Consider the following 19,382-nt stretch of genomic DNA (forward strand, 5'->3'; position numbering starts at 1 on the left):
GGTATTAGTTTTCGGTGCGTTGACGGATTTCGAGTTCGGTGACGCTGACGGAACCTTCACCGGCGAAAACGCCGATCCGTCCCGCCGTCAGGTCGTAGATCCGGGCGCTGAGCGCAACTTGGCGGTCGACGACGGCGACGCAAGTGTCGCCGTCGACAATCACCTCAAGGCTGTGCTCGCCCGGGGTGAGGTCGCAGGGGCGTTCCAGTTCGATATCGAAGGGGACGTCCCCGGAAACGTGCCACTGGGCGTCGCCGGTGATGGCGCGGGGCCATCGGTCAAAGACCAGGCGGCCGCGCTTGGGTTCCAGGCGCAGGATATAGGACTGGTCGCCGTCGTGGCTTGCCCGCAGGAGCAGGCCGCATTCGGTGGTGTCGGGCCCTATGTCCAGCACGGCTTTGGCGTAGAACTGCGAGGGGAGCTCCTCCCGGGAGACCAGGGCTGCGTAGCTGTCCGGCACGTCCAAAGCTGCCGGCAGCTCGTCCGCAAGCGATACGTGCACGTCTTCCCAAAAGCTCTCCACCAGTTCATCCGCGAAGGAGAACCCGAGGGTGCCATCCGGATTCTGTCGGGCCTCCAGGACGGACATGGTGCCGGCCCATTCCCAAGGGCCGTGGTCCTTGTTGCCTTCCTTGCTGGCGATCCATCCGAAGAAGAAGCGGCGTCCGTCGCGTTCGGCTGTTTTGGACGCATAGAAGGCCCGGCCATCGATGCTGTCCAGGTTCGGTACGGTCCATGGGCCGTCAGGGCTCTTGGCCATCCGGTACCGCGTGGTGAACGATTCCGAGAATTCTGAGTAGACCATGTACCACCAGTCGCCCCACTGGAAAACGTCCGGGCATTCGTGAGTGATGTAGCGGCGGGGATCCCAGAAAGGCTCGGTGTGCTCCCAGGTCATCAGGTCCGTGGATACGCACTGGGCGATGACACCGCGACGCCGCTCGGGTCCTTCTGAATGCCGAGCCGCGAGCAGCATCCGCCACTGGCCTTTGGCTTCATCCCGGAAAACGAAGGGATCCCGCCAGTCCCCGGATTCGTACCCGTCGGGAGCTCCGAAGGTGAGCTCCGGGTGCTTGGTCCAGCTCTGCATGCCGTCGGTACTGGTGGCGTGCATGACCAGTTGGAGCGGTGCGCCGTCGGTGCCCAGGTTGCGGGGGTTCTGGCCGGTGTAGAACAGGTGGTGGACTCCGGCGTCATCGACGACGACGCTGCCCGTGTAGGCGTTGAAGTCCAGTTCCGCTTCGGTTCCGTGCGGGAGGGCAACGCCGTGGTCCTCGAACTGGGTGAGGTCCTTGGTGGTGATGAGGTTCCATGAAGTGCCCGGTTTGGGCTGTGACCGGACTTCATGGAGGTAGTAGAGCCAAAACTCCCCGTCTTTCTCGAAAGGGATGAGGTCGCCGACCCAGCCGTCGGCGGGTTGGAAGAAGACTGAGCGTTTCATCTGCGCTGATGTCCATTCTGCTAAAGCGTTTGATCACACTGAAGGTAGCGCAGGTCACACACATTGATCAAGCGTTTTAGCAAAGTTAATTTGCTCAAAAATATTCTTCGCTAAAACGCTTGACCACCGAAACCCCCAGCCACTAACGTCCTTGCTACCGGAGGCACACCTGTGTCCCTCGACGCCGAGCAGACACCTTTGGTCACGCCCACCGGACGAAGTAATCCAGTTCCTTTGATGGCGCACTTTGGCGTGCCCGGATGCGCAGCCGTATCCGCACACCCACCGCGTTCTCAACCAAAGAATGTTTGAGAGGAAACCGCTTCATGACGCCCCAATTTCCACGACGAACCCTTCTCCAAGGCACCGGAGCCGGCGCTTTGGCCCTGCTGATGAGTGGTGCCGTGTCCGGCTCCGCCCAGGCTGCTGCCTCGCAGCGGGCGGTCTATCACATGACACCGCCGTCCGGATGGTTGTGTGATCCGCAGAGGCCGGTGTACACCAACGGCGGCTACCAGCTGTACTACCTGCACTCCAGCATCAACAACGGCCAGGGCGGTTGGGATCACGCCACCACAACTGACGCGGTGTCCTTCAGCCACCACGGCGTAGTCCTACCGCTCCAACCGAACTTCCCCGTCTGGTCCGGGTCGGGAGTGGTGGACACGGCCAACACCGCAGGCTTTGGCGCGGGAGCCGTCGTCGTGCTGGCTACCAAGCCGACCGACGGAATCCGCAAGTACCAGGAGCAGTACCTGTACTGGTCCACCGACGGCGGCTACAACTTCACGGCCCTGCCGGATCCGGTGATCGTGAACACTGACGGCCGGGCTGCCACCACACCTGCCGAGATCGACAACGCTGAGTGGTTCCGCGATCCCAAGATCCATTGGGACGCGGCACGCAGCGAATGGGTGTGCGTCATCGGCCGGGCCCGCTATGCGGCCTTCTACACCTCCGCGAACCTGCGCGATTGGCAATGGACCTCCAACTTCGACTACCCCAACCACGCACTCGGCGGGATCGAGTGCCCGGACCTGTTTGAAATGACCGCAGGCGATGGCACCCGGCATTGGATCTTCGCCGCGAGCATGGATGCCTACAGCGTGGGCTTGCCCATGACCTATGCGTACTGGACCGGCAGCTGGAACGGCTCGGCCTTCATTGCCGATGACTTGACGCCGCAGTGGTTGGATTGGGGCTGGGATTGGTACGCCGGGGTGACTTGGCCGGCCGTGGATGCGCCGGAGACCAAGCGTCTTGCCGTTGCGTGGATGAACAACTGGAAATACGCCGCCCGGGACGTCCCCACCGACGCATCCGATGGGTACAACGGGCAAAACTCGATTGTCCGGGAGCTGAGGCTGGAAGGGCAGGCAGGAGGCTGGTACAGCCTGCTGAGTTCCCCGGTCGCTGCCTTGCAGGGCTACGTCAGCGCCACCACCGCCCTCCCGGACCGCGTCGTCAATGGCAGCGCCGTCCTGCCATGGACCGGCCGTGCCTATGAACTGGAGCTCAGTATCTCCTGGGACGCAGCAGCCAACGTCGGGGTGTCAGTGGGCCGTTCGGCCGATGGAACGCGGCACACGAACATCGGAAAGTACGGCGATGAGTTGTACGTGGACAGGAGTCCCTCCGAGCTGGCCGGCTATTCGCTGGCACCGTACACCCGTGCTGCCGCACCCATCGATGCCAACGCCCGCTCCGTCCACCTGCGCATCTTTGTCGATAAACAAAGCGTGGAGGTCTTTGTGAATTCCGGACACACCGTTGTTTCGCAGCAAGTTCACTTCGCGGACGGGGACACCGGGATTTCCCTCTATGCCGATGGTGGCCCTGCCAACTTCACGGGGATAACCATCCGTGAGTTCGGCAACCCCATCTAGAAGCTCTTCGTGGCGTCGCGGATTCCGCGGCTCAGGGGCAGTTCAGCGTGCCGGTCAGCGGCTGGCCTGCCCAGCTGTTGGTGGAGTTGGGCACCTTGTAATAACCGCGGATCTGGTAAGTCCACGTTCCGCTGAGGTTTCCCACGCTCTGGATTCCCGAACTGTAGGAACGGCCGGACGACTTGCTCAGATCTCCAGTGAACTGGACGACGCCGTCGGGATCGATGACTTTGAGCTCGTAGTAGTTCGCATAGGTTACGGCGGTGTAGCTTCCTACACTGATCTTGGCCTGGCCGAACCACAAGAAGGAATCACAGCTCTTGGTTACGGAGACGGTATTGGCCGCCGGTGCCGGGATCCGCGCTGCCGCCACGGCCATGCCGGCGCTTTCGGTGTCGTGGAACTGTGCATGGGCCGGAGACAACGAAAAGCCCATCAGCATCAGCAGGACGGCCAGGAAGATGGCCGGTCCGCGCCAGAGGATGAACTTGATCCGCATGCTCGTCGTCACTTCCGTTTCTGATGGTGTGGATTGGCCTTGATCCAACTCTCCCAAGGGATCCTCAGGAAAGGATCCTTCGGACCCTCAAGGTCTACTCAAGACTCAGGGAAAGCCTGGATTTGACCGGCACAGTAATGGCCGGGAACCGGCCTGAAGGGCAAGACGGGCCGGTTCCCGGGGTTTGGGGTGGTCTATTTGGTGGTTTCGGTGCGTTGGGTGCCGGTGAAGGCGAAGGCGATGGTGGAGGTGGCGCCTTGGAAGGTGTTGTCCGCGGTGGTGGGGAACGCGGTGGTGACTTTGAGGTTGTCGGTCTTGGCCGAGGTCAGGGAGGTGAGGTTGTTCAGGGTTTTGTTCGCTGCGATGACGGGGCCGTTGGCCAGGACGGTGGTTTTGGTGCCGGCGCAGGTGTAGGGGGCGGCGGTGCCGGTCCAGGGGGTGGAGCAGTTTTCGATGGTCAGTTGCAGGCCGTTGGTGGTGTCGGTGGTGAGGAGGGAGGCGGTGGCGCCGGCGGAGGTGGTGAGGGTGACGTTGTTCAGGTCGGAGTTGCCGGTGTTGGCCAGGGTGACGAGTTTTTCGACTTTGTCGCCGGGCAGCAGGCCGGCGATGGGGACGTTGAGGGTGTTGGCTGGTCCGGGGGCACCCAGGGCGATGGTGACGGTGCCTGCGGTGACGGCTTGGGAGGCGGAGGTTGAGGAGGTGAACGCGCCGTAGGTTCCCATGCCGGCGACGGCGGCTGCGGTGCCGACCAGTGCGACGGAGGCGAGGATTTTGCCGGAGGTGGTCTTGAGGCTGATGGCCATGGGGATCAGAGTCCTTTCGTGTGGCCACCGTGAGACCGGCCGGCCGTTTCTTCAGCCTGTGTGGCTGACAAGAAATACTTTGCCGGGCCTGGATCAAGAACCAATCCTGCAAACCCACAACACTTCCTCAGGAAACCCTCAAGAAAACCGCAGCAACCCAAGGCGCTTATCCACAAGCCAAACTTCGTAAACGGCGCAGAGCCGTGCCTCGCGCTAGGCTGGTCATCTCGGCTGATGCAAGTGGCCGCAGGAACCACCAAGCGGAGCCATCTTTCCATGTCAGTTGACCTTGCCCTGACTGCCCTTGCGGCGTCCTCCTTTTCCCTTCCTGAGTTGCGCGATGGCCAACTCGCCGGCATGAGCGCCCTTGCTGAGGGCCGTGATGTTTTGGCAGTCATGCCGACCGGATACGGAAAATCTGCCACCTACCAGGTAGCGGCACTTCACCTTCACCAACAAACCAAGCGCCCCGCCGTCGTGGTTTCTCCCCTCATTGCCCTGCAGGAGGACCAACTGGAGGGCCTTGCCGGGGACCTGGGGGAGGGTTCCGCCGTCGCCATAAATTCGTCCCGCAGTGACTCTGAAGTGGAGGCCGCCTGGCAAGCGGCCGAATCCGGCCAGGCTGTCTTCCTTTTTCTCGCGCCGGAGCAATTGGCCAGGCAGGAGACAGTGGACCGGATCGCCACGTTGGACATCTCCATGTTCGTGGTGGACGAGGCCCATTGCGTCTCCGCGTGGGGCCATGACTTCCGCCCCGACTACCTGGAGCTGGGCAACGTCCGCGAACGGTTGGGCAACCCGCCGGTGATAGCGCTGACGGCAACAGCATCCCCGCCGGTCCGCGATGAAATCGTCCAACGGCTTGGCATGCGCGATCCTTTGGTCCTGGTCCGGGGGTTCGACAGGCCCAACATCAGCCTGGACGTCATACGCCACCAGGAGGACAAGGCCAAGCGCAAAGCCGTGGTGGAACAGGTAGTGGAGCTGTCCGCGTCGAAGGGGATGGGGCTTCTGTACGCGGCTACGCGAAAAGACACCGAAAAGTATGCTGCCAAACTGACCGAACGGGGCCTGCGTGCTGAGGCCTATCACGCGGGCAGGACGGACGCGGACCGCGAAAGCATTCACGAGCGCTTCCTGGACGACCAACTTGATGTGGTGGTCGCTACAACTGCTTTTGGCATGGGCATCGACAAGCCCAACGTCAGGTTCGTCGTGCACGCGGACATCCCCGAGTCACTGGACTCGTACTATCAGGAAATCGGCCGGGCGGGCCGTGATGGCAAAGCTGCTGCGGCCATCCTGCATTACCGGGCCGAGGACCTGGGCTTGCGCAAGTTCTTCGGTACCCATTCGCCGGACCCTGATGCCCTCAAAACGATCCTGAAGGTGATCAGGAACGCCGGTGGGCCGGCTCCGAAGAGCGCCCTGGTGGAACTGACGGGATTCCCCGCCCGGCGGGTTACCGGGCTGGTCAACCAGTTGGAGGAGGCCGGCGCGGTGAAAACCGGCAAGCGCGGCACCCGGCTCATTTCCAGGGCAAAACCGGCTACGCTGGTCAACCGCGCTGTGGATCTGGCCGAGTCACGGCAAAGGGTTGACCAGTCCCGGCTGACCATGATGCGGGCTTACGCTGAGACGGATGCCTGCCGCCGCCAGTTCCTGTTGGGCTACTTCGGGGAGGAGCTGCCGGAGCCCTGCGGCAACTGCGATTCCTGCGCTGAGGTCCAACAAGAGGCCCCGGGTTCCGGCAACCCCGCGGCCCCGGGCGGCGAGGAACAGTTCCCCCTGCAGTCCACCGTGGTCCATAAGGAGTGGGGGCCTGGCCTGGTGATGCGGCACGAGGACGACGTCATTACTGTCCTGTTCGAACAGGAGGGTTACAAGACCCTGTCCCGTACCGCCGTCGTGGAGCATGAGCTGCTGAAACCGGCCTAGGCGGTGGCGGGAGCCGCGCCGGATCGGCCATTGGTGACCACCACGATCAACACGGCAAGCAAGGCTGCCGCACTGACCGTGTACAGCACTCCGCCCCACGGGGCGTAATCGCCGCCGGAAATGAAGAACGCATCAGCCAAAGCCATTCCGGCGTGGAAAGACACCAACGAATAGGATGGGGCGCCGAGCCCAAGGATCAGGAGGTCGAGGAGGACAACGGTCCTCAGCCGCCCGAGAGAGCCGACCGCTGAAAGCAGCACCACAACGGCCCCCAGCGCTGTTCCCAAAAAGGCCCATGTCACAACCGTGGGCGCTGAGATTGACTCGTTGGCCCGCGCCAGCCCTTCATGAATTTCGTCCAGGCTGGCACCGGGCACAGCTGCGAGGGGATTCCATACAAGAATCTGGAACGCTCCCACAACTGCGAATGCAGCTATTGCAGCCAGCCCGAACAAACTGGCAATGACACGCGGTGTTCGTTTACTTCCCCCGATTGTCCCCATGCTGGCAGCCTAGTGGAGGACTCAGGTGTTCAGTTCCACCATCAGGGCCGGCAGTTCGTCGGCGAGCTCCCGGGCCAGGAATCCGAGGGGACCCAGCTTGCTGGCCAGGCGGTCCGCAGCGGCCGCATGCAGATGGGTACCCCAGCAGGCGGCCTGGGCGTCGCTGGTTCCGCGGGCCCTGAGACCGGCAATCGCACCCGCCAGGACGTCCCCGCTGCCCGAGGTTCCCAACCCTCCGTAGCCTGTGGTGATCTTCCAGAGTCCGGATCCTTGATCCGACATCCCCTGCGGGCCGGCGATGAATCCCTGGCAGCTCACCACGGCATCGAACCGTTGGGCAATGTCCATCACTGCAGCTTCCAGGTCATCGACATCCTTCCCCAACAGGACCCCGGCCTCTGTGGGATTGGGGGTAAGGATCAGGCGCCCACGCCATGGTCCCAGCAGCGACTCAACCTTCCCAAGTGCCCCCAGGGCATAGGCGTCAAGAACGACGGCGGGACCGCCCGCAGCGTCAGCGGGACCGTTGGATTCCTCCCGCTCCAAGAGCGCCCGCAGCATCGTCCCGGCCAGATCCAGATCATCCAGCCCCGGCCCAATCAGCAGGACGTCGGCCCGCTCCAGGTCGGATCCGATACGCTCCAGCCCTTCTCCGGTCAATGACCCGTCGGCTGTTTCGGGAAGACCGGGTGAACCACACTCCGGCAGGGTTACGCCCACCTGCACCGCCGCGGATTCGGCCACGGCCAAGGTTATTTTGCCCGCCCCGGCACGCAGCGCCGCCGTCCCGGCGAGTATGGCCGCCCCGGGGGTCGCGCGTGCCCCGCCGATGACCAGGACTGCCCCGCGCGAATACTTGTCCTCGCCAGGGGCCGGCAGTGGCCAGTCCCGCAGAAGGGACGGAGTCACCAAAGTGGGTTCACTGGGGGTGGACACTGGCATCTCCGGCGTGTTCGGTGACTGTGACACCCTGCTCTGTGAGGTGGTCGGCGACGTTGAAGCTCTCCAATTCCCAGGGCCCCGAGCCGGTGGGACGCACATAGCGCGTGATCGAAGCATTCAACACCGACGTCGTCGCAGCGAGGTCCAGGATCTCCTCTTCGGACATGCCTTCCAGGACGTAGCGGACCAAAAGGATGACGGCATCGTGGCAGACCAGCATCACCCGCTGGCCCGAGCCCAAGGTGTTGAGTTCGTCCAGCACCGAGCGCAGCCGGAGGGCAACATCGGCCCAGGACTCACCGCCGGGCGGACGGTAGTACAGCTTGCCCAGCCACAGACGCCGCTCGGCCTCATCCGGGTAGCGGTTTTCCACGCCCCGGTTTGTCAGCCTGTCCAGGATGCCCAATTCCCTGTCCCGGAGGCGTTCGTCGGTGAGCACCTTCACTGGCCATCCGGCAGTCTGGACGGCGATTTCCGCCGTCTGCCTGGCACGGGCGTAGGGGGAGGAGACAACAGCGTCCGGCCTCATGTCTTCGGCGATGCGGGCCAGCGCGGTCCCAAGCGCTTTGGCTTGGTCCTGTCCGGTGCCCGAGAGGTTCACGTCGGGGTCCCGGGCCGGGACCGCAATGACCTCCGCCCCTGCCAGCCGCGCCTCGGTGGCCGCCAGGTTCCCTTCGCTCTCACCATGCCGGACCAGCAGTAATTCCACGGCACCGGCCTCCTGCACGGCGTCCGTCAGACCGTCCTCGTTCACAAAAGCCACCCCTCCGCGTGCGTTGCCGAATGCAGAACACTACCCACTGCGTACCCACCGGTCCAGAGAATAAACACGCGACGACGGATCGGGAACCTCTGTTGCCCGGACCCCCGGTGAAGTATGTTGCTCGCATGAAGGACACATACCAGGTCATTGTGGTCGGTGGCGGATTTGCAGGCGTTGCAGCAGCCAGGGAACTCGGCCGCAAGGGTGTACAGGTCTTGCTCATCGACTCGAACAACTACCACCAGTTCCAGCCCCTCCTCTACCAGCTTGCTACGTCCCAAATCGGGGTGTCGGCCATTGCCCGGCCACTCCGTTCGGTGTTTCGCCGCCTCAAAACGGTCAAGGTCCTCACTGCCAAAGTGGAATCCGTGGACGCATCGCAACGCACAGTGACGACGTCCGACGGGCAGACCCTGCGGGCGGACATCCTGGTCCTTGCCGTGGGGGCCGTCCCGAACTTTTTCAACACTCCGGGCGCGGAGGAATTGGCCTTCCCCCTGTACTCCGTCACAGACGCAACAAGACTTGGCGGCGGGCTCACCCGGTTGCTGGACCAGGCTGACGGGAATCCCGACAGCTTCGTGGATGTGGTGGTGGTCGGCGGCGGTCCCACAGGTGTAGAGACAGCCGGAGCGATGGCTGAAAACGTCAAATACGTGGTGCGGAAGTACTTCTCGCCCGAGCTGGCTGCCCGCTGCCGGGTACACCTGGTGGACATGGTTCCCAGCGTGTTGAACATGTTCTCCCAGAAGTCCCAAAAGTACGCGACCGAACACCTGCAGAAAGTCGGTGTCCAGCTTCACATGGGTGTGGGTGTCACTGAGGTCCGGCCTGATGGTGTCACCTTGGCGGACGGGAGCTCCGTCCCGGGGCAGATCGTCGTTTGGGCCGGCGGCCTGAAAGCGGGCGGCATTATCGCCGGATCGGGGCTGGCCCAGGGGAGGGGTGGACGTGTCGATGTCCACCCGGACCTGACAGCGCCGGACGTGGATGGCGTTTACGTCATTGGGGATGCTGCCAACATCACGGACTCAACGGGAGCCAAATTGCCGCAGCTGGGCTCGGTAGCCCAGCAGGCGGGTAAATGGGCGGCCAAGAACATCCTTGCTGACCTTGGCGGCGGCAGCCGAACGCCTTTCCGGTACGTCGACAAGGGCTACATGGCGATGGTGGGACGCGGTGCGGCAGTGGCGGAACTTGGTCGCAAGCGCATCCAGCTTCAGGGCCTCTTTGCGTTTTTGTCCTGGCTGCTGGTGCACTTAGCCCTGTTGTCAGGGCTCCAGCAAAAGATCCGGGCACTGTTTTCCTGGCTCAACGGCTATCTCCTGCACAGTCCCGCCCAAGTGGTGGTCAGCGGACCCTTGGACAAGGAACCTCCCGGGCAGGGGCCGCCTGTGCCGGCACCGTTAAAGGAATCTTGAGGGGGCCTGTTTCTTGTAGTTGCGGTGGGACAACACCGCGTGAACCCCAAGAAGTGTGCCGGCCACGCCAAACAGGGGTACGTGCAGAGGTATCGCCATCAGGACCAGCAGTACTCCCAAAGCGGCGGCCATGACGTCACGGAGGCGCGGGTGGATGGGGCCGCGCACGGGGACACCGGATTCCAGTTGCCGGGCGAGGTGGGGATCCTGGATGAAGAGCTCCCGCTCAAGCTGCTGCAGAACCCTGCGCTCGCGTTCTGAAAGCGGCATAGTGGTCCTCCTCGGCGCTAGGTTTCCAAATTAGCTAAGCATGCTGATTATTAAGATCGCAAGCATCAATTTGCCGGCAATGAGCGCCCGTGGGGATCTGCTGGGAAGATAGCAGGAGGAATTCGAACAAGGAGCAGTATGACACTCAAAGAACGCTTGAAGGCAGACGTCGTCGACCACATGAAGGCCGGCAACAAAGTTGCCCTGACCACGGTTCGCAATGTCCTGGGTGAAATCACCACCCGTGAAAAGTCAGGCAAGACGCCAGTGGAGCTCGACGACGCCCAGGTCACCTCGCTGCTGCAGAAGGAAGCCGCCAAGCGCCGGGACACGGCGAAGATCTACACCGAGGCGGGGGAAGCTGACCGCGCAGCGGCCGAAGTTGCCGAGGCGGAGATCATAGAGGCCTACCTCCCCAAAGCGCTCACCCGCGAAGAGGTTGAGGCCATCGTGGACGAGGCCATTGATGCCTTGAAAGCTGAAGGCCAGGAACTCTCAATGCGTTCCATCGGTGCCGTCATGAAGCCTGTTACCGCGAAGGTCGCAGGACGTTTCGATGGCAAGACCGTCAGCGAGATCGTGCGCGCCCGCTTGGCCTGACCGCCACCGGGTCAGTTGACCCCAAGCAGCCACCGCAGAGTGTCAGCGTTGCGCACGGCGTTACCACCGCCGTCGTTGTTGAAGTAGACGTACACGTCCTTGCCGGCGCCGCTCCACTCGCGGATCCTGTCCGCCCACCACCTCAAATCGTCGTCCGAATAGGAGCCGCCGTAGAGGTGTTGGTGGTCCGGGCCGTGCATGCGGATGTAGACGAACGGAGCCGTGGCCCGGAGGATGCAGGGCAGATTGGCGCCGCTCATGATGCAGTAGGCGGTCTGGTGGCGTTCCAGCAGCGCGTACACGTCCGGGTGGTCGCAGCTGTCGTGCCGGAACTCGACGGCGACGCGGATCCAGTGCGGCAGGGCGGCCAGGAAGTAGTCGAGCCGGGCATCATCACGGGCAAAATCAGGTGGCAACTGCGCCAACAGAACCGCCCTTTTGTCGCCGAGCTCGTGCCAGCAGCGCACGATTCTTTCCACCCATACCTCGGGGCTGTAGAGCTTCTTGGCATGGGTAAGGCCACGCGGCGCTTTGACCGACATCGCGAAGCCTTCCGGCAGGCGGTTCCGCCAACCCGCGAAGGTAGTGTTCCGGGGCCAGCGGTAGAAACTCGCGTTGAGTTCCACGGTGGTGAACCGCGCAGTGTAGTGGGCCAGCCGCTTGGAGGCGGGCAGTCCCGGGGGATAGAGCACGCTCTCCCAGTGATCGTAGCTCCAGCCCGATGTGCCGATGTGGATGCCCATGGTGAGGATGTACCCCTGTGGGTGGTTTCTTAACGCACGGTTCCGTTTCCAGCGGTCCTCGCCATTACCGCGCGGAGGTCATCGGCAACAATTGCTACTTCCCGCTGGCGTGCTCTGCGGGGCTGCTCGTCAGAACTTCGGGAGGCGTCAGCAAATGCACCTGGCAGTCCTCTCACGGAGTGGGTGCCCCGCGCAATCGGAAGGGCTGGATCGATGGCGTAGGAGTCCGGCCGGCCGAGGAAGCCGACATCGTAATTGCTCCTAGCCCCACAGCGCCTTTTTCAGCAGTGCCCGCAGCTGCGTGTTCTCGTCCTCGCTGAGCGCTGCCAGCTGTGTTTGCTCGCACACCTCAAGCGCAGCCCGGGCCTTGTTGTGGATCCGGCGGCCCTCCGCGGTGGAAACGATGATCTTGGCCCGCCGGTCCTGCTTGCCTTGCGCCCGCTTGACCAGGCCGCGGTGTTCAAGGTCGTCAACCAGACTGACCACTTGGCTGGGGTCCAGGCTGAGGAAATCGGCGAGCTCGCGCTGCGTAGGTTCCAGGCCGCTGCAGGCAAGTGTCAGCACGGAGAAGGACCGCTCACGAAGCCCGTAATCCGCCAGTGCCTTGTTGTTCAGGAGGGAGCCTGTCGCGTGCAGCTTGGCCAGCAACAGGCCCACATCGTTGCCGATTTTGGCCTCGGCCAGGCGCGGGGTTTCCACTTCGGTGCTTTGCGGGCCCATGACAACTCCAATAGTAATGAAAAACAATCGTTGACTTTCTCAATGATCCGTATTCTCATTGATCATGACAAGGATCTCACGACGCAGTGGGATCGGCCCCACCGGCTCCGGCCGGTTACTGCATGCGAAGGAGCACGCCATGAGCTTGAACGGCAAGGTTGCAATCGTTACCGGGAGTGGACAGGGTCTTGGTCTCGCTTACGCGAGGGAGCTCGCCCGCCAGGGTGCCGCCGTCGTCATTAATGACGTGAACGCTGAGACCGCAGCGCAAGCAGTCGCGCAGATCGAGGCCGACGGCGGCCGGGCCACCGCCGTCGTCGTTCCGGTGGGCACCACGGATGCCGCCAAGGCACTTGTCGCCGGTGCCGTGGAGACCTTCGGTCGCTTGGACATCCTGGTCACGAACGCAGGAATCCTCCGCGATAAGAGCCTGTTGAAGATGACCGACGAGGACTTCGACCTTGTCATCAACGTCCACTTGAAGGGCACGTTCACCTGCGTCCGTGAGGCCTTCGCGTACTTCAAGGAAAACAACGTCGCGGGCCGGATCATCACTATCGGTTCGCCGACGGGCCAGCGTGGCAACTTCGGGCAGACCAATTACGCGGCTGCGAAGGCCGGGATCGTGGGCATGGTCCGCACGTGGGCTTTGGAGATGAAGAAGGCGGGTGTGACCGTCAACTCTGTCATTCCGGTGGCGGCGACGGCAATGACCAAGACAGTCCCTTATTTCCAGAAGGCCGTGGAAGCTGACGAGCGTGGCGAGGCCATGCCGTCGTTCTTCCGTCATGACCTGGGTTTCGGAACTGCCGACGACGTCGCCGGGCTCATCGCCTTCCTCGCCTCGGATAAGGCGGCCGGCATTACCGGCCAGGCGATCGGTGCCGGCGGTGACCGGCTGCAGGTCTGGACGCACCCGACGGCGGCAACCACCGAATACCGCGACGGCGGCTGGAGCTACGAAGCACTGGTGGAGAACGCCGGATCACTCTTCGGCCCGGATGCGTTGCAGAGCTACGGTGAGGAATTCCTGCCCCTTCCCGAGGAACTCCAGCCCGAGCCAGCCAAGCCCGAAGCGGTACAGGCCCGCTGATCATGGCTGACCGATACGAGCTCGGCATCGACGCCGCAGCCCTTGATGCGATCGACATGCACGTCCACCTCGAAGTGGACAGCTGCGGCCACGGCTCGCTCCCGGATGCCCTGACGGAAGCCTCGGCCAAGTACTTCAAAGCCGAGGACAGGACCCCGTCCCTGGACAGGATCGCCGAGGTGTACCGCGAACTGAACATGGCCGCCGTCGTCTTTACCGTCGACGCCAGGACGCAACTAAAGCACGAACCCAACAGCATCCCGGAACTGATCGCCGGAGCCGGGCGGAACAACGATGTTCTGATTCCGTTCGGCAGCGTGGACCCGCGGACGGGGGAGGACGCGATCGCCGGAGCCAAGCACCAGGCCGTTGAGCTCGGTGCCCGGGGATTCAAATTCCATCCTTCACTCCAGGGCTTCGACCCATCCAACGAGCAGTTCTACCCGCTCTGGGAAACACTGCAGGAACTGGGTCTGCCGTGCATCTTCCACACCGGCCAGAACGGCATGGGTGCCGGGCTTCCCGGGGGATACGGCATCAAGCTGGCGTACTCGAACCCGCTCCTGCTCGACGCCGTGGCGGCCGATTTCCCGGGCCTGCAGATCATCATGGCCCATCCCTCGGTGCCGTGGCAGGACGAGGCAAATTCGATCGCCACACACAAAGCCAACGTGTTCATCGACCTCTCCGGGTGGTCGCCGAAGTACTTCCCGGAATCGCTGGTGAAGGCCTCGAACTCGGTGTTGCAGGACAAGGTCCTGTTCGGGACGGATTTCCCGCTGATCTCTCCGCAGAAGTGGCTGGGCGCATTTGCCGACCTTCCCTTGAAGGACGAAGTCCGCCCGAAGATCCTCAAGGACAACGCCGTCCGGCTGCTCGGGTTGGGTAGCTGAAATGGTCACAAGCACGACGACGGAAGCCCGCCTGGGTGCCCGGCTCTACGGCGATGCTGACTGGTACGACGCCGAAGCTCTCCTCACCACGGACGAACGCACAGCGCTGGCCCGCCTGAGGGAGTTCCTGGACACCGAGGCGAAGCCTCTGTTGGCCGAGTACTGGGAACGAGCGGAATTTCCGGAGCAGTTGGCGCAGCCGCTGATCGACCTTGATCTGATGGAGCCGTTCGAACATCCGGCGCGGGGAATCTTCCACGGTTTCCGGATTTTCGAGCTCGCCCGAACCGATGCGTCCCTGGCCACCTGGTACACGGCACAGGCCGGCCTGTTCCGGACGGCAATCCGGGTAGGGGCCTCCGAGGAACAGCAGAAGGAGTGGATGCCCGGCGTTGTGGACTTCTCCCTCAAAGGTGTTTTCTCGTTGACCGAACCGGAACACGGTTCGGACATTGCCGGCGGCTTAGCAACTACCGCCCGCTTCGAACGTGGCACAGGAACAGGCGCCGACGGCGGCAGCTGGGTTCTGGACGGCGCCAAGCGCTGGATCGGGGGAGCCTCGACGGCGGATGTGCTGTGCGTGTTCGCCCGGGATGTGGCCGACGGACAGGTCAAGGGGTTCCTCGTGGACCGGACCGCTCCCGGGGTCGGCTTGGAGAAGATCCACGGCAAGACGTCCCTGCGGATCATGCAGAACGCCCACATCACCCTGAAGGGCGTCCGGGTGCCGGAAGCCATGCGGCTGCACAGCGTAAATTCCTTCAAGGACGTGGCCGCGATGCTGCGGGCGATGCGCTCGGACGTCGCGTGGATCGCCACCGGTATCCAGGCCGGTGCCTTCGAAGCCGCCCTTGCCTACGTCAGGGGCCGCCGGCAGTTCGGCCGCTCCTTGGGGTCCTTCCAACTCGTGCAGGAAAAGCTGGCGCGAATGCTCGGAAATACCACCGCCTCGCTCTCGTTGGTGACCCGCCTGACCGAACAACAGGCCAAAGGCATCTACCGGGACCAGGACTCCGCCCTGGCCAAGATGCAGACGTCCCTGATGATGCGCGAAACCGTCGCCCTGGCCCGCGAAGTCGTGGGCGGCAACGGCATCACGCTCGCCGCCGACGTCGCCCGTTTCCATGCCGACGCGGAAGCTGTCTATTCGTACGAAGGCACCCACGAAATCAATGCACTGATCGTCGGACGCGCCCTGACGGGCGAGAGTGCTTTCACCCACTGAACAACGCACAGAAAAACACAACAACCAGGAGGCAACGATGCCCAATCTCGTCGTCGATTTCGACACCCTGCTCACCATGTCCGGCAAGGACCTGGGCACCACCGACTACCGGGAGATCACCCAACAGCAGATCAACCTGTTCGCCGATGCCACGGACGATCAGCAGTGGATCCACGTTGATCCCGAACGCGCCAAGGACGGTCCTTTCGGTGCACCGATCGCGCACGGCTTCCTCACCCTGTCCCTGATCATCCCGTTCTGGGGCGAACTCTTCGACGTCGACGGGGTGACCACCAAGGTCAATTACGGCCTGGACAAAGTCCGTTTCACGTCACCGGTGAAGGTGGGCTCCAAAGTCCGTATGCAGGGCAGCATCGCCGAGGTTACCGAGGTCAAGGGCGGCGCCCAGATCAAGGTCAACGCCACCATCGAAATCGAAGGCCAGGAACGGCCCGCCGTCGTGGCCGAATTCCTCGCACGCTTCTACAAATAAGCACTCCCTTTCCAGCAACTTCCCTCGTCTTCCAAGGAACAGCCATGTCAGGACACACTGCGCTCGCACAGTCGAGCACGGCCGCAAAGCGTAAAGAAGCGCGTACGGTCATCCTTTCCAGCTATCTGGGCAGCACCATCGAGTTCTACGACTTCCTGCTGTACGCGACGGCGGCAGCGGTTGCCTTCCCCAAGGTGTTCTTCGCCGGAACGGACGAATGGGTGGGCGTCGTAGCTGCCTACGCAACGTTCGCCGCCGGTTACGTTGCCCGGCCCTTGGGCGGCATCATTTTCGGCCACTTCGGCGACAGGATCGGCCGGAAGGGAATGTTGATCGTTTCCATGGCCATGATGGGCGTCGCGTCCACACTGATCGGCTTGATCCCGGGATCCAGCGTGATCGGTCCTTGGGGTGCCGTGCTGCTGGTGCTCCTGCGCGTCTGCCAGGGCATCGCCGTCGGGGGTGAATGGGGTGGCGCCGCGCTGATGGCGCTGGAACATTCCGATCCCAAGCGGCGCGGTTTCGCGGCATCGTTCGTGAACGCCGGTGCGCCGACAGGCGCCGTACTCGGCACGGTTGTGATGGGCATTTTCTCCGCACTGCCGCAGGACGCCTTCCTGGCATGGGGCTGGCGCGTGCCGTTCCTGCTCTCCTTCGTGCTGCTGATCGTGGGCATGTTCGTCAGGCTCCGGGTCTCCGAGAGTCCGATCTTCGCCGAGGCCGTAGCCAAGGAAAGCGCCCAAGGCAGCAAGCGCAAGATCCCGCTGCTGGAGGTCCTGAAGCGCCCCAAAGCACTCATCATGATCATGTTTGCCGGTGCTGCTGGCTTCGGCCTTCAGGTAGTGCTTCCCACGTTCTCCGTCACCTACGCGGTTTCCAAGGGCGCGCCGCAGCAGGGCGTGCTTTATGCCTTCGCGGGAGCTTCGGCAATTTCCATCCTGTTCGTCCTCCTGGGCGGCCGATTGTCAGACCGCTTCGGTCGACGTCCCGTGATGGTCGCCGGTTTGGCCCTGTTCATCCTTTACCTGTTCCCCATGTTCGGGATGCTCAGCTCAGGCAACATCGCCCTGATTTTCCTGGCCTTCACGGTGGCGCTCGTCCTGCACTCGTCCCTCTACGGACCCCTTGCAGCGTTCGTATCGGAACAGTTCGGCACCACCAACCGCTACACGGGTGCTGCCGTCGGCTATCAGCTGGCTACCCTGATCGGTGCGGGCTTCACCCCTGGAATCGTCGCCGGACTGTACAAGGACGCAGGCCAGAGCATCGTCCCCGTCGTGGTGTTCCTGTCCATCATGTCCTTGGTGTCGATTGTCTTCATCCTGCTGACGCGGGAGTCTAAGAACAACGACCTCTCTACGGTCAGTTAGGAGAAACCACCATGGACAACAACGGAGTTGGATCCTGGCTGCACCGCCGCCGCAGCAAGTCCGGAAGCGCAACGGCACTTGTTTGCGGTGAGCAGAAGCTGAGCTACCTCGAACTGGCCAACCGGGCCGATCACCTGGCCAATGCCCTCAAGGACAGGGGAGTAGCCAAGGGAGAGCGCGTTGCCTACCTTGGCGAGAACCACCCCTCCTTCGTGGAAACCTTCTTTGCCTGCGGGTTGGTGGGCGCCATCTTCGTGCCTCTCAATACGCGCCTGGCCGCTCCCGAGCTTCAGTTCCAGCTGCAGGACTCGGGAGCCCGGATCCTCATCAACGCCGCGGCCCTGGAGCCTGTTGGGACGGCCGCCGTGGCTGACACTGCGGTCACCCACCGGGTTGTGGTGGCTCCCGACGGCGGACCTGAGGGGTCCGCGGTTAAGCTGCCGACCGGCGTCGAACCTTATGAGGAGGTGATTGGCGCCTCGGACGGTACAGCGATGGATGTTGCGGTGTCCCTGGACGACGCCGCCATGATCCTCTACACCTCCGGCACCACAGGGAAGCCGAAGGGTGCGCTGCTCACGCACGGCAACATCACCTGGAACTGCATCAATACCGTGGTGGACATGGACCTGAGCCGCAACGACATAGCGCTCTTGATTTCGCCTCTCTTCCATGTCGCATCCCTGGATATGGGTCTGCTCCCGATGCTGCTCAAGGGCGCCACGGTGGTCCTCGAATCCAAGTTCGACGCCGGTCGCGTCCTGGAACTGGTGGGCCGGCACAGGGTCACCACCCTGAACGGCGTCCCCACCACCTTCCAGATGCTCTGCGACCATCCGGAATGGTCGACGGCGGATCTCAGCTCCCTGGATAAACTCACCTGCGGCGGGTCCGCCGTTCCGCAGCGGGTACTGGACGCCTATGAGGAACGTGGCATCGGATTCACCGCCTGCTACGGCATGACCGAAACCGCGCCAGGAGCCACCATGCTCCCGGTTTCCGCTTCCAAGGTGAAGGCCGGATCAGCGGGTTTGCCGCACTTCTTCACGGATGTGCGGATCGTTGACCCGTTCGGGAGCGTCGTGGGCGCGGGCGAAGTGGGGGAGATCCAGATCTCCGGGCCCAACGTCATCAAGGAATACTGGAACCGGCCGGAGGCAACTGCCGACAGCTACGCGGACTCCTCCTGGTTCCGCTCCGGGGACATGGGACACCAGGACGAGGAAGGCTTCTTATTCGTCTCCGACAGACTCAAGGACATGATCATTTCCGGCGGCGAGAACATCTACCCGGCCGAGGTGGAAGCAGCCATTGCGGAACTGCCCGCCGTGGGAAGCGTGGCCGTGATCGGCGTCGCCGACGGGAAATGGGGCGAAGTCCCGAGGGCGATCGTGACTTTGCGGGAGGGTGCTGCCCTGACCGAAGAGCAGCTGCGCTCGCATCTGGACGGACGATTGGCACGCTACAAGATCCCCAAGTCCGTGGTGTTTGTGGAAGAGATGCCGCGCACGGCCAGCGGGAAGATCAGGAAGACCGACCTCCGCAAGCACTACGCACAGTAGCCCTCCCGACGCTTGCTCACGTTCCGCGTGCTTGGGGCGGACGCTTGCTCACGTTCCGGGTGCTTGGGGCGGACGCTTGCTCACGTTCCGGGTGTTTGGGTGGGACGCTTGCTCACGTCCCGCGTGTTTGGGTGGGACCCTTCCTCACGTCCCGGGTGTTTGGGTGGGACGCTTGCTCACGTTCCGGGTGTTTGGGGCGGACGCGTGCTCACGTTCC

General features: G+C 63.1%; 19 protein-coding genes. 10 read left to right on the forward strand and 9 right to left on the reverse strand.

Annotated elements, in window-relative coordinates; genetic code table 11:
* Positions 1–4 precede the first annotated feature (4 nt).
* On the reverse strand, positions 5–1,441 hold the full coding sequence (locus HMI60_RS08520; protein WP_193590951.1) for a GH32 C-terminal domain-containing protein: 1,437 nt from the start codon (positions 1,439–1,441) through the stop codon (positions 5–7).
* A gap of 326 nt (positions 1,442–1,767) precedes the next feature.
* Here HMI60_RS08520 and HMI60_RS08525 point away from each other — a divergent pair, with 326 nt between their 5' ends.
* A complete protein-coding gene (locus HMI60_RS08525; protein WP_193590952.1) occupies positions 1,768–3,327 on the forward strand; it encodes a glycoside hydrolase family 32 protein in 1,560 nt (519 codons plus the stop codon).
* 31 nt (positions 3,328–3,358) lie between these two features.
* On the opposite strand, the gene HMI60_RS08530 is transcribed toward HMI60_RS08525, so the two are convergent.
* Both HMI60_RS08530 and HMI60_RS21205 read right to left on the reverse strand, forming a co-directional pair.
* Positions 3,359–3,838, reverse strand: coding sequence for a hypothetical protein (locus HMI60_RS08530; protein WP_144027695.1), 480 nt, complete (start codon positions 3,836–3,838; stop codon positions 3,359–3,361).
* A 182-nt stretch (positions 3,839–4,020) separates the two neighbouring features.
* Positions 4,021–4,629: a TasA family protein gene (locus tag HMI60_RS21205; protein WP_193590801.1), complete on the reverse strand. Its 609-nt coding sequence runs from the start codon at positions 4,627–4,629 to the stop codon at positions 4,021–4,023.
* 276 nt (positions 4,630–4,905) lie between these two features.
* Between HMI60_RS21205 and HMI60_RS08540 the strand changes: the two genes are divergently transcribed.
* Positions 4,906–6,567, forward strand: coding sequence for a RecQ family ATP-dependent DNA helicase (locus HMI60_RS08540; RefSeq protein WP_193590953.1), 1,662 nt, complete (start codon positions 4,906–4,908; stop codon positions 6,565–6,567).
* Here HMI60_RS08540 and HMI60_RS08545 read toward each other — a convergent pair.
* Genes HMI60_RS08545 through HMI60_RS08555 form a run of 3 tightly spaced genes read right to left on the reverse strand, consistent with a single transcriptional unit; the run spans position 6,564 to position 8,775 of the window.
* On the reverse strand, positions 6,564–7,070 hold the full coding sequence (locus tag HMI60_RS08545; RefSeq protein ID WP_227453689.1) for a hypothetical protein: 507 nt from the start codon (positions 7,068–7,070) through the stop codon (positions 6,564–6,566). The two genes, HMI60_RS08540 and HMI60_RS08545, sit on opposite strands and share 4 nt — an antisense overlap.
* Before the next feature lie 21 nt (positions 7,071–7,091).
* A complete protein-coding gene (locus HMI60_RS08550) occupies positions 7,092–8,012 on the reverse strand; it encodes an NAD(P)H-hydrate dehydratase (RefSeq protein WP_179128477.1) in 921 nt (306 codons plus the stop codon).
* The gene (locus HMI60_RS08555) at positions 7,990–8,775 is read right to left on the reverse strand and encodes a histidine phosphatase family protein (RefSeq protein ID WP_193590954.1); all 786 of its coding nucleotides are present in this window, start codon (positions 8,773–8,775) and stop codon (positions 7,990–7,992) included. The genes HMI60_RS08550 and HMI60_RS08555 overlap by 23 nt, the downstream gene beginning before the upstream one ends.
* A 125-nt stretch (positions 8,776–8,900) precedes the next feature.
* Here HMI60_RS08555 and HMI60_RS08560 point away from each other — a divergent pair, with 125 nt between their 5' ends.
* Positions 8,901–10,196, forward strand: coding sequence for an NAD(P)/FAD-dependent oxidoreductase (locus tag HMI60_RS08560; protein WP_026267500.1), 1,296 nt, complete (start codon positions 8,901–8,903; stop codon positions 10,194–10,196).
* Here HMI60_RS08560 and HMI60_RS08565 read toward each other — a convergent pair.
* Positions 10,182–10,466 (reverse strand): DUF3040 domain-containing protein, encoded by a 285-nt coding sequence (locus HMI60_RS08565; RefSeq protein WP_079582795.1) that lies wholly within the window; start codon positions 10,464–10,466, stop codon positions 10,182–10,184. The two genes, HMI60_RS08560 and HMI60_RS08565, sit on opposite strands and share 15 nt — an antisense overlap.
* 138 nt (positions 10,467–10,604) lie before the next feature.
* Here HMI60_RS08565 and HMI60_RS08570 point away from each other — a divergent pair, with 138 nt between their 5' ends.
* Positions 10,605–11,066 (forward strand): GatB/YqeY domain-containing protein, encoded by a 462-nt coding sequence (locus HMI60_RS08570; RefSeq protein ID WP_018780161.1) that lies wholly within the window; start codon positions 10,605–10,607, stop codon positions 11,064–11,066.
* 11 nt (positions 11,067–11,077) lie between these two features.
* Here HMI60_RS08570 and HMI60_RS08575 read toward each other — a convergent pair whose 3' ends face one another.
* Positions 11,078–11,809, reverse strand: coding sequence for a DUF72 domain-containing protein (locus HMI60_RS08575; protein ID WP_193590955.1), 732 nt, complete (start codon positions 11,807–11,809; stop codon positions 11,078–11,080).
* A 261-nt stretch (positions 11,810–12,070) separates the two neighbouring features.
* Complete coding sequence (locus HMI60_RS08580; RefSeq protein WP_018780159.1) at positions 12,071–12,529, reverse strand: MarR family winged helix-turn-helix transcriptional regulator; 459 nt, start codon at positions 12,527–12,529, stop codon at positions 12,071–12,073.
* A gap of 139 nt (positions 12,530–12,668) precedes the next feature.
* Between HMI60_RS08580 and HMI60_RS08585 the strand changes: the two genes are divergently transcribed.
* Genes HMI60_RS08585 through menE form a run of 6 tightly spaced genes read left to right on the forward strand, consistent with a single transcriptional unit; the run spans position 12,669 to position 19,165 of the window.
* Positions 12,669–13,622, forward strand: coding sequence for an SDR family NAD(P)-dependent oxidoreductase (locus HMI60_RS08585; protein WP_193590956.1), 954 nt, complete (start codon positions 12,669–12,671; stop codon positions 13,620–13,622).
* Positions 13,623–13,624: 2 nt separating this feature from the next.
* Positions 13,625–14,515: an amidohydrolase family protein gene (locus HMI60_RS08590; RefSeq protein ID WP_193590957.1), complete on the forward strand. Its 891-nt coding sequence runs from the start codon at positions 13,625–13,627 to the stop codon at positions 14,513–14,515.
* 1 nt (position 14,516) lies between these two features.
* Complete coding sequence (locus HMI60_RS08595) at positions 14,517–15,740, forward strand: acyl-CoA dehydrogenase family protein (protein ID WP_193590958.1); 1,224 nt, start codon at positions 14,517–14,519, stop codon at positions 15,738–15,740.
* Between the two features lie 37 nt (positions 15,741–15,777).
* Positions 15,778–16,233 (forward strand): MaoC family dehydratase, encoded by a 456-nt coding sequence (locus tag HMI60_RS08600; RefSeq protein WP_039239911.1) that lies wholly within the window; start codon positions 15,778–15,780, stop codon positions 16,231–16,233.
* A 44-nt stretch (positions 16,234–16,277) separates the two neighbouring features.
* Complete coding sequence (locus HMI60_RS08605) at positions 16,278–17,603, forward strand: MFS transporter (RefSeq protein ID WP_079582809.1); 1,326 nt, start codon at positions 16,278–16,280, stop codon at positions 17,601–17,603.
* An 11-nt stretch (positions 17,604–17,614) separates the two neighbouring features.
* On the forward strand, positions 17,615–19,165 hold the full coding sequence (gene menE, locus HMI60_RS08610) for an o-succinylbenzoate--CoA ligase (RefSeq protein ID WP_193590959.1): 1,551 nt from the start codon (positions 17,615–17,617) through the stop codon (positions 19,163–19,165).
* The last annotated feature ends 217 nt before the right edge of the window (positions 19,166–19,382 follow it).

This window comes from Paenarthrobacter sp. YJN-D (assembly GCF_015040335.1).
Taxonomy (GTDB): domain Bacteria; phylum Actinomycetota; class Actinomycetes; order Actinomycetales; family Micrococcaceae; genus Arthrobacter; species Arthrobacter nicotinovorans.

Excerpts from the sequence above, each read along its gene's own strand:
- menE (WP_193590959.1), top strand. The coding sequence starts at position 17,615 with ATGGACAACAACGGAGTTGGATCCTGGCTGCACCGCCGCCGCAGCAAG.
- HMI60_RS08520 (WP_193590951.1), bottom strand. The coding sequence starts at position 1,441 with ATGAAACGCTCAGTCTTCTTCCAACCCGCCGACGGCTGGGTCGGCGAC.
- HMI60_RS08570 (WP_018780161.1), top strand. The coding sequence starts at position 10,605 with ATGACACTCAAAGAACGCTTGAAGGCAGACGTCGTCGACCACATGAAG.
- HMI60_RS08565 (WP_079582795.1), bottom strand. The coding sequence starts at position 10,466 with ATGCCGCTTTCAGAACGCGAGCGCAGGGTTCTGCAGCAGCTTGAGCGG.
- HMI60_RS08545 (WP_227453689.1), bottom strand. The coding sequence starts at position 7,070 with ATGGGGACAATCGGGGGAAGTAAACGAACACCGCGTGTCATTGCCAGT.
- HMI60_RS08595 (WP_193590958.1), top strand. The coding sequence starts at position 14,517 with ATGGTCACAAGCACGACGACGGAAGCCCGCCTGGGTGCCCGGCTCTAC.
- HMI60_RS08605 (WP_079582809.1), top strand. The coding sequence starts at position 16,278 with ATGTCAGGACACACTGCGCTCGCACAGTCGAGCACGGCCGCAAAGCGT.
- HMI60_RS08525 (WP_193590952.1), top strand. The coding sequence starts at position 1,768 with ATGACGCCCCAATTTCCACGACGAACCCTTCTCCAAGGCACCGGAGCC.
- HMI60_RS08580 (WP_018780159.1), bottom strand. The coding sequence starts at position 12,529 with ATGGGCCCGCAAAGCACCGAAGTGGAAACCCCGCGCCTGGCCGAGGCC.
- HMI60_RS08585 (WP_193590956.1), top strand. The coding sequence starts at position 12,669 with ATGAGCTTGAACGGCAAGGTTGCAATCGTTACCGGGAGTGGACAGGGT.
- HMI60_RS08560 (WP_026267500.1), top strand. The coding sequence starts at position 8,901 with ATGAAGGACACATACCAGGTCATTGTGGTCGGTGGCGGATTTGCAGGC.
- HMI60_RS08590 (WP_193590957.1), top strand. The coding sequence starts at position 13,625 with ATGGCTGACCGATACGAGCTCGGCATCGACGCCGCAGCCCTTGATGCG.
- HMI60_RS08540 (WP_193590953.1), top strand. The coding sequence starts at position 4,906 with ATGTCAGTTGACCTTGCCCTGACTGCCCTTGCGGCGTCCTCCTTTTCC.
- HMI60_RS21205 (WP_193590801.1), bottom strand. The coding sequence starts at position 4,629 with ATGGCCATCAGCCTCAAGACCACCTCCGGCAAAATCCTCGCCTCCGTC.
- HMI60_RS08575 (WP_193590955.1), bottom strand. The coding sequence starts at position 11,809 with ATGGGCATCCACATCGGCACATCGGGCTGGAGCTACGATCACTGGGAG.
- HMI60_RS08550 (WP_179128477.1), bottom strand. The coding sequence starts at position 8,012 with ATGCCAGTGTCCACCCCCAGTGAACCCACTTTGGTGACTCCGTCCCTT.
- HMI60_RS08600 (WP_039239911.1), top strand. The coding sequence starts at position 15,778 with ATGCCCAATCTCGTCGTCGATTTCGACACCCTGCTCACCATGTCCGGC.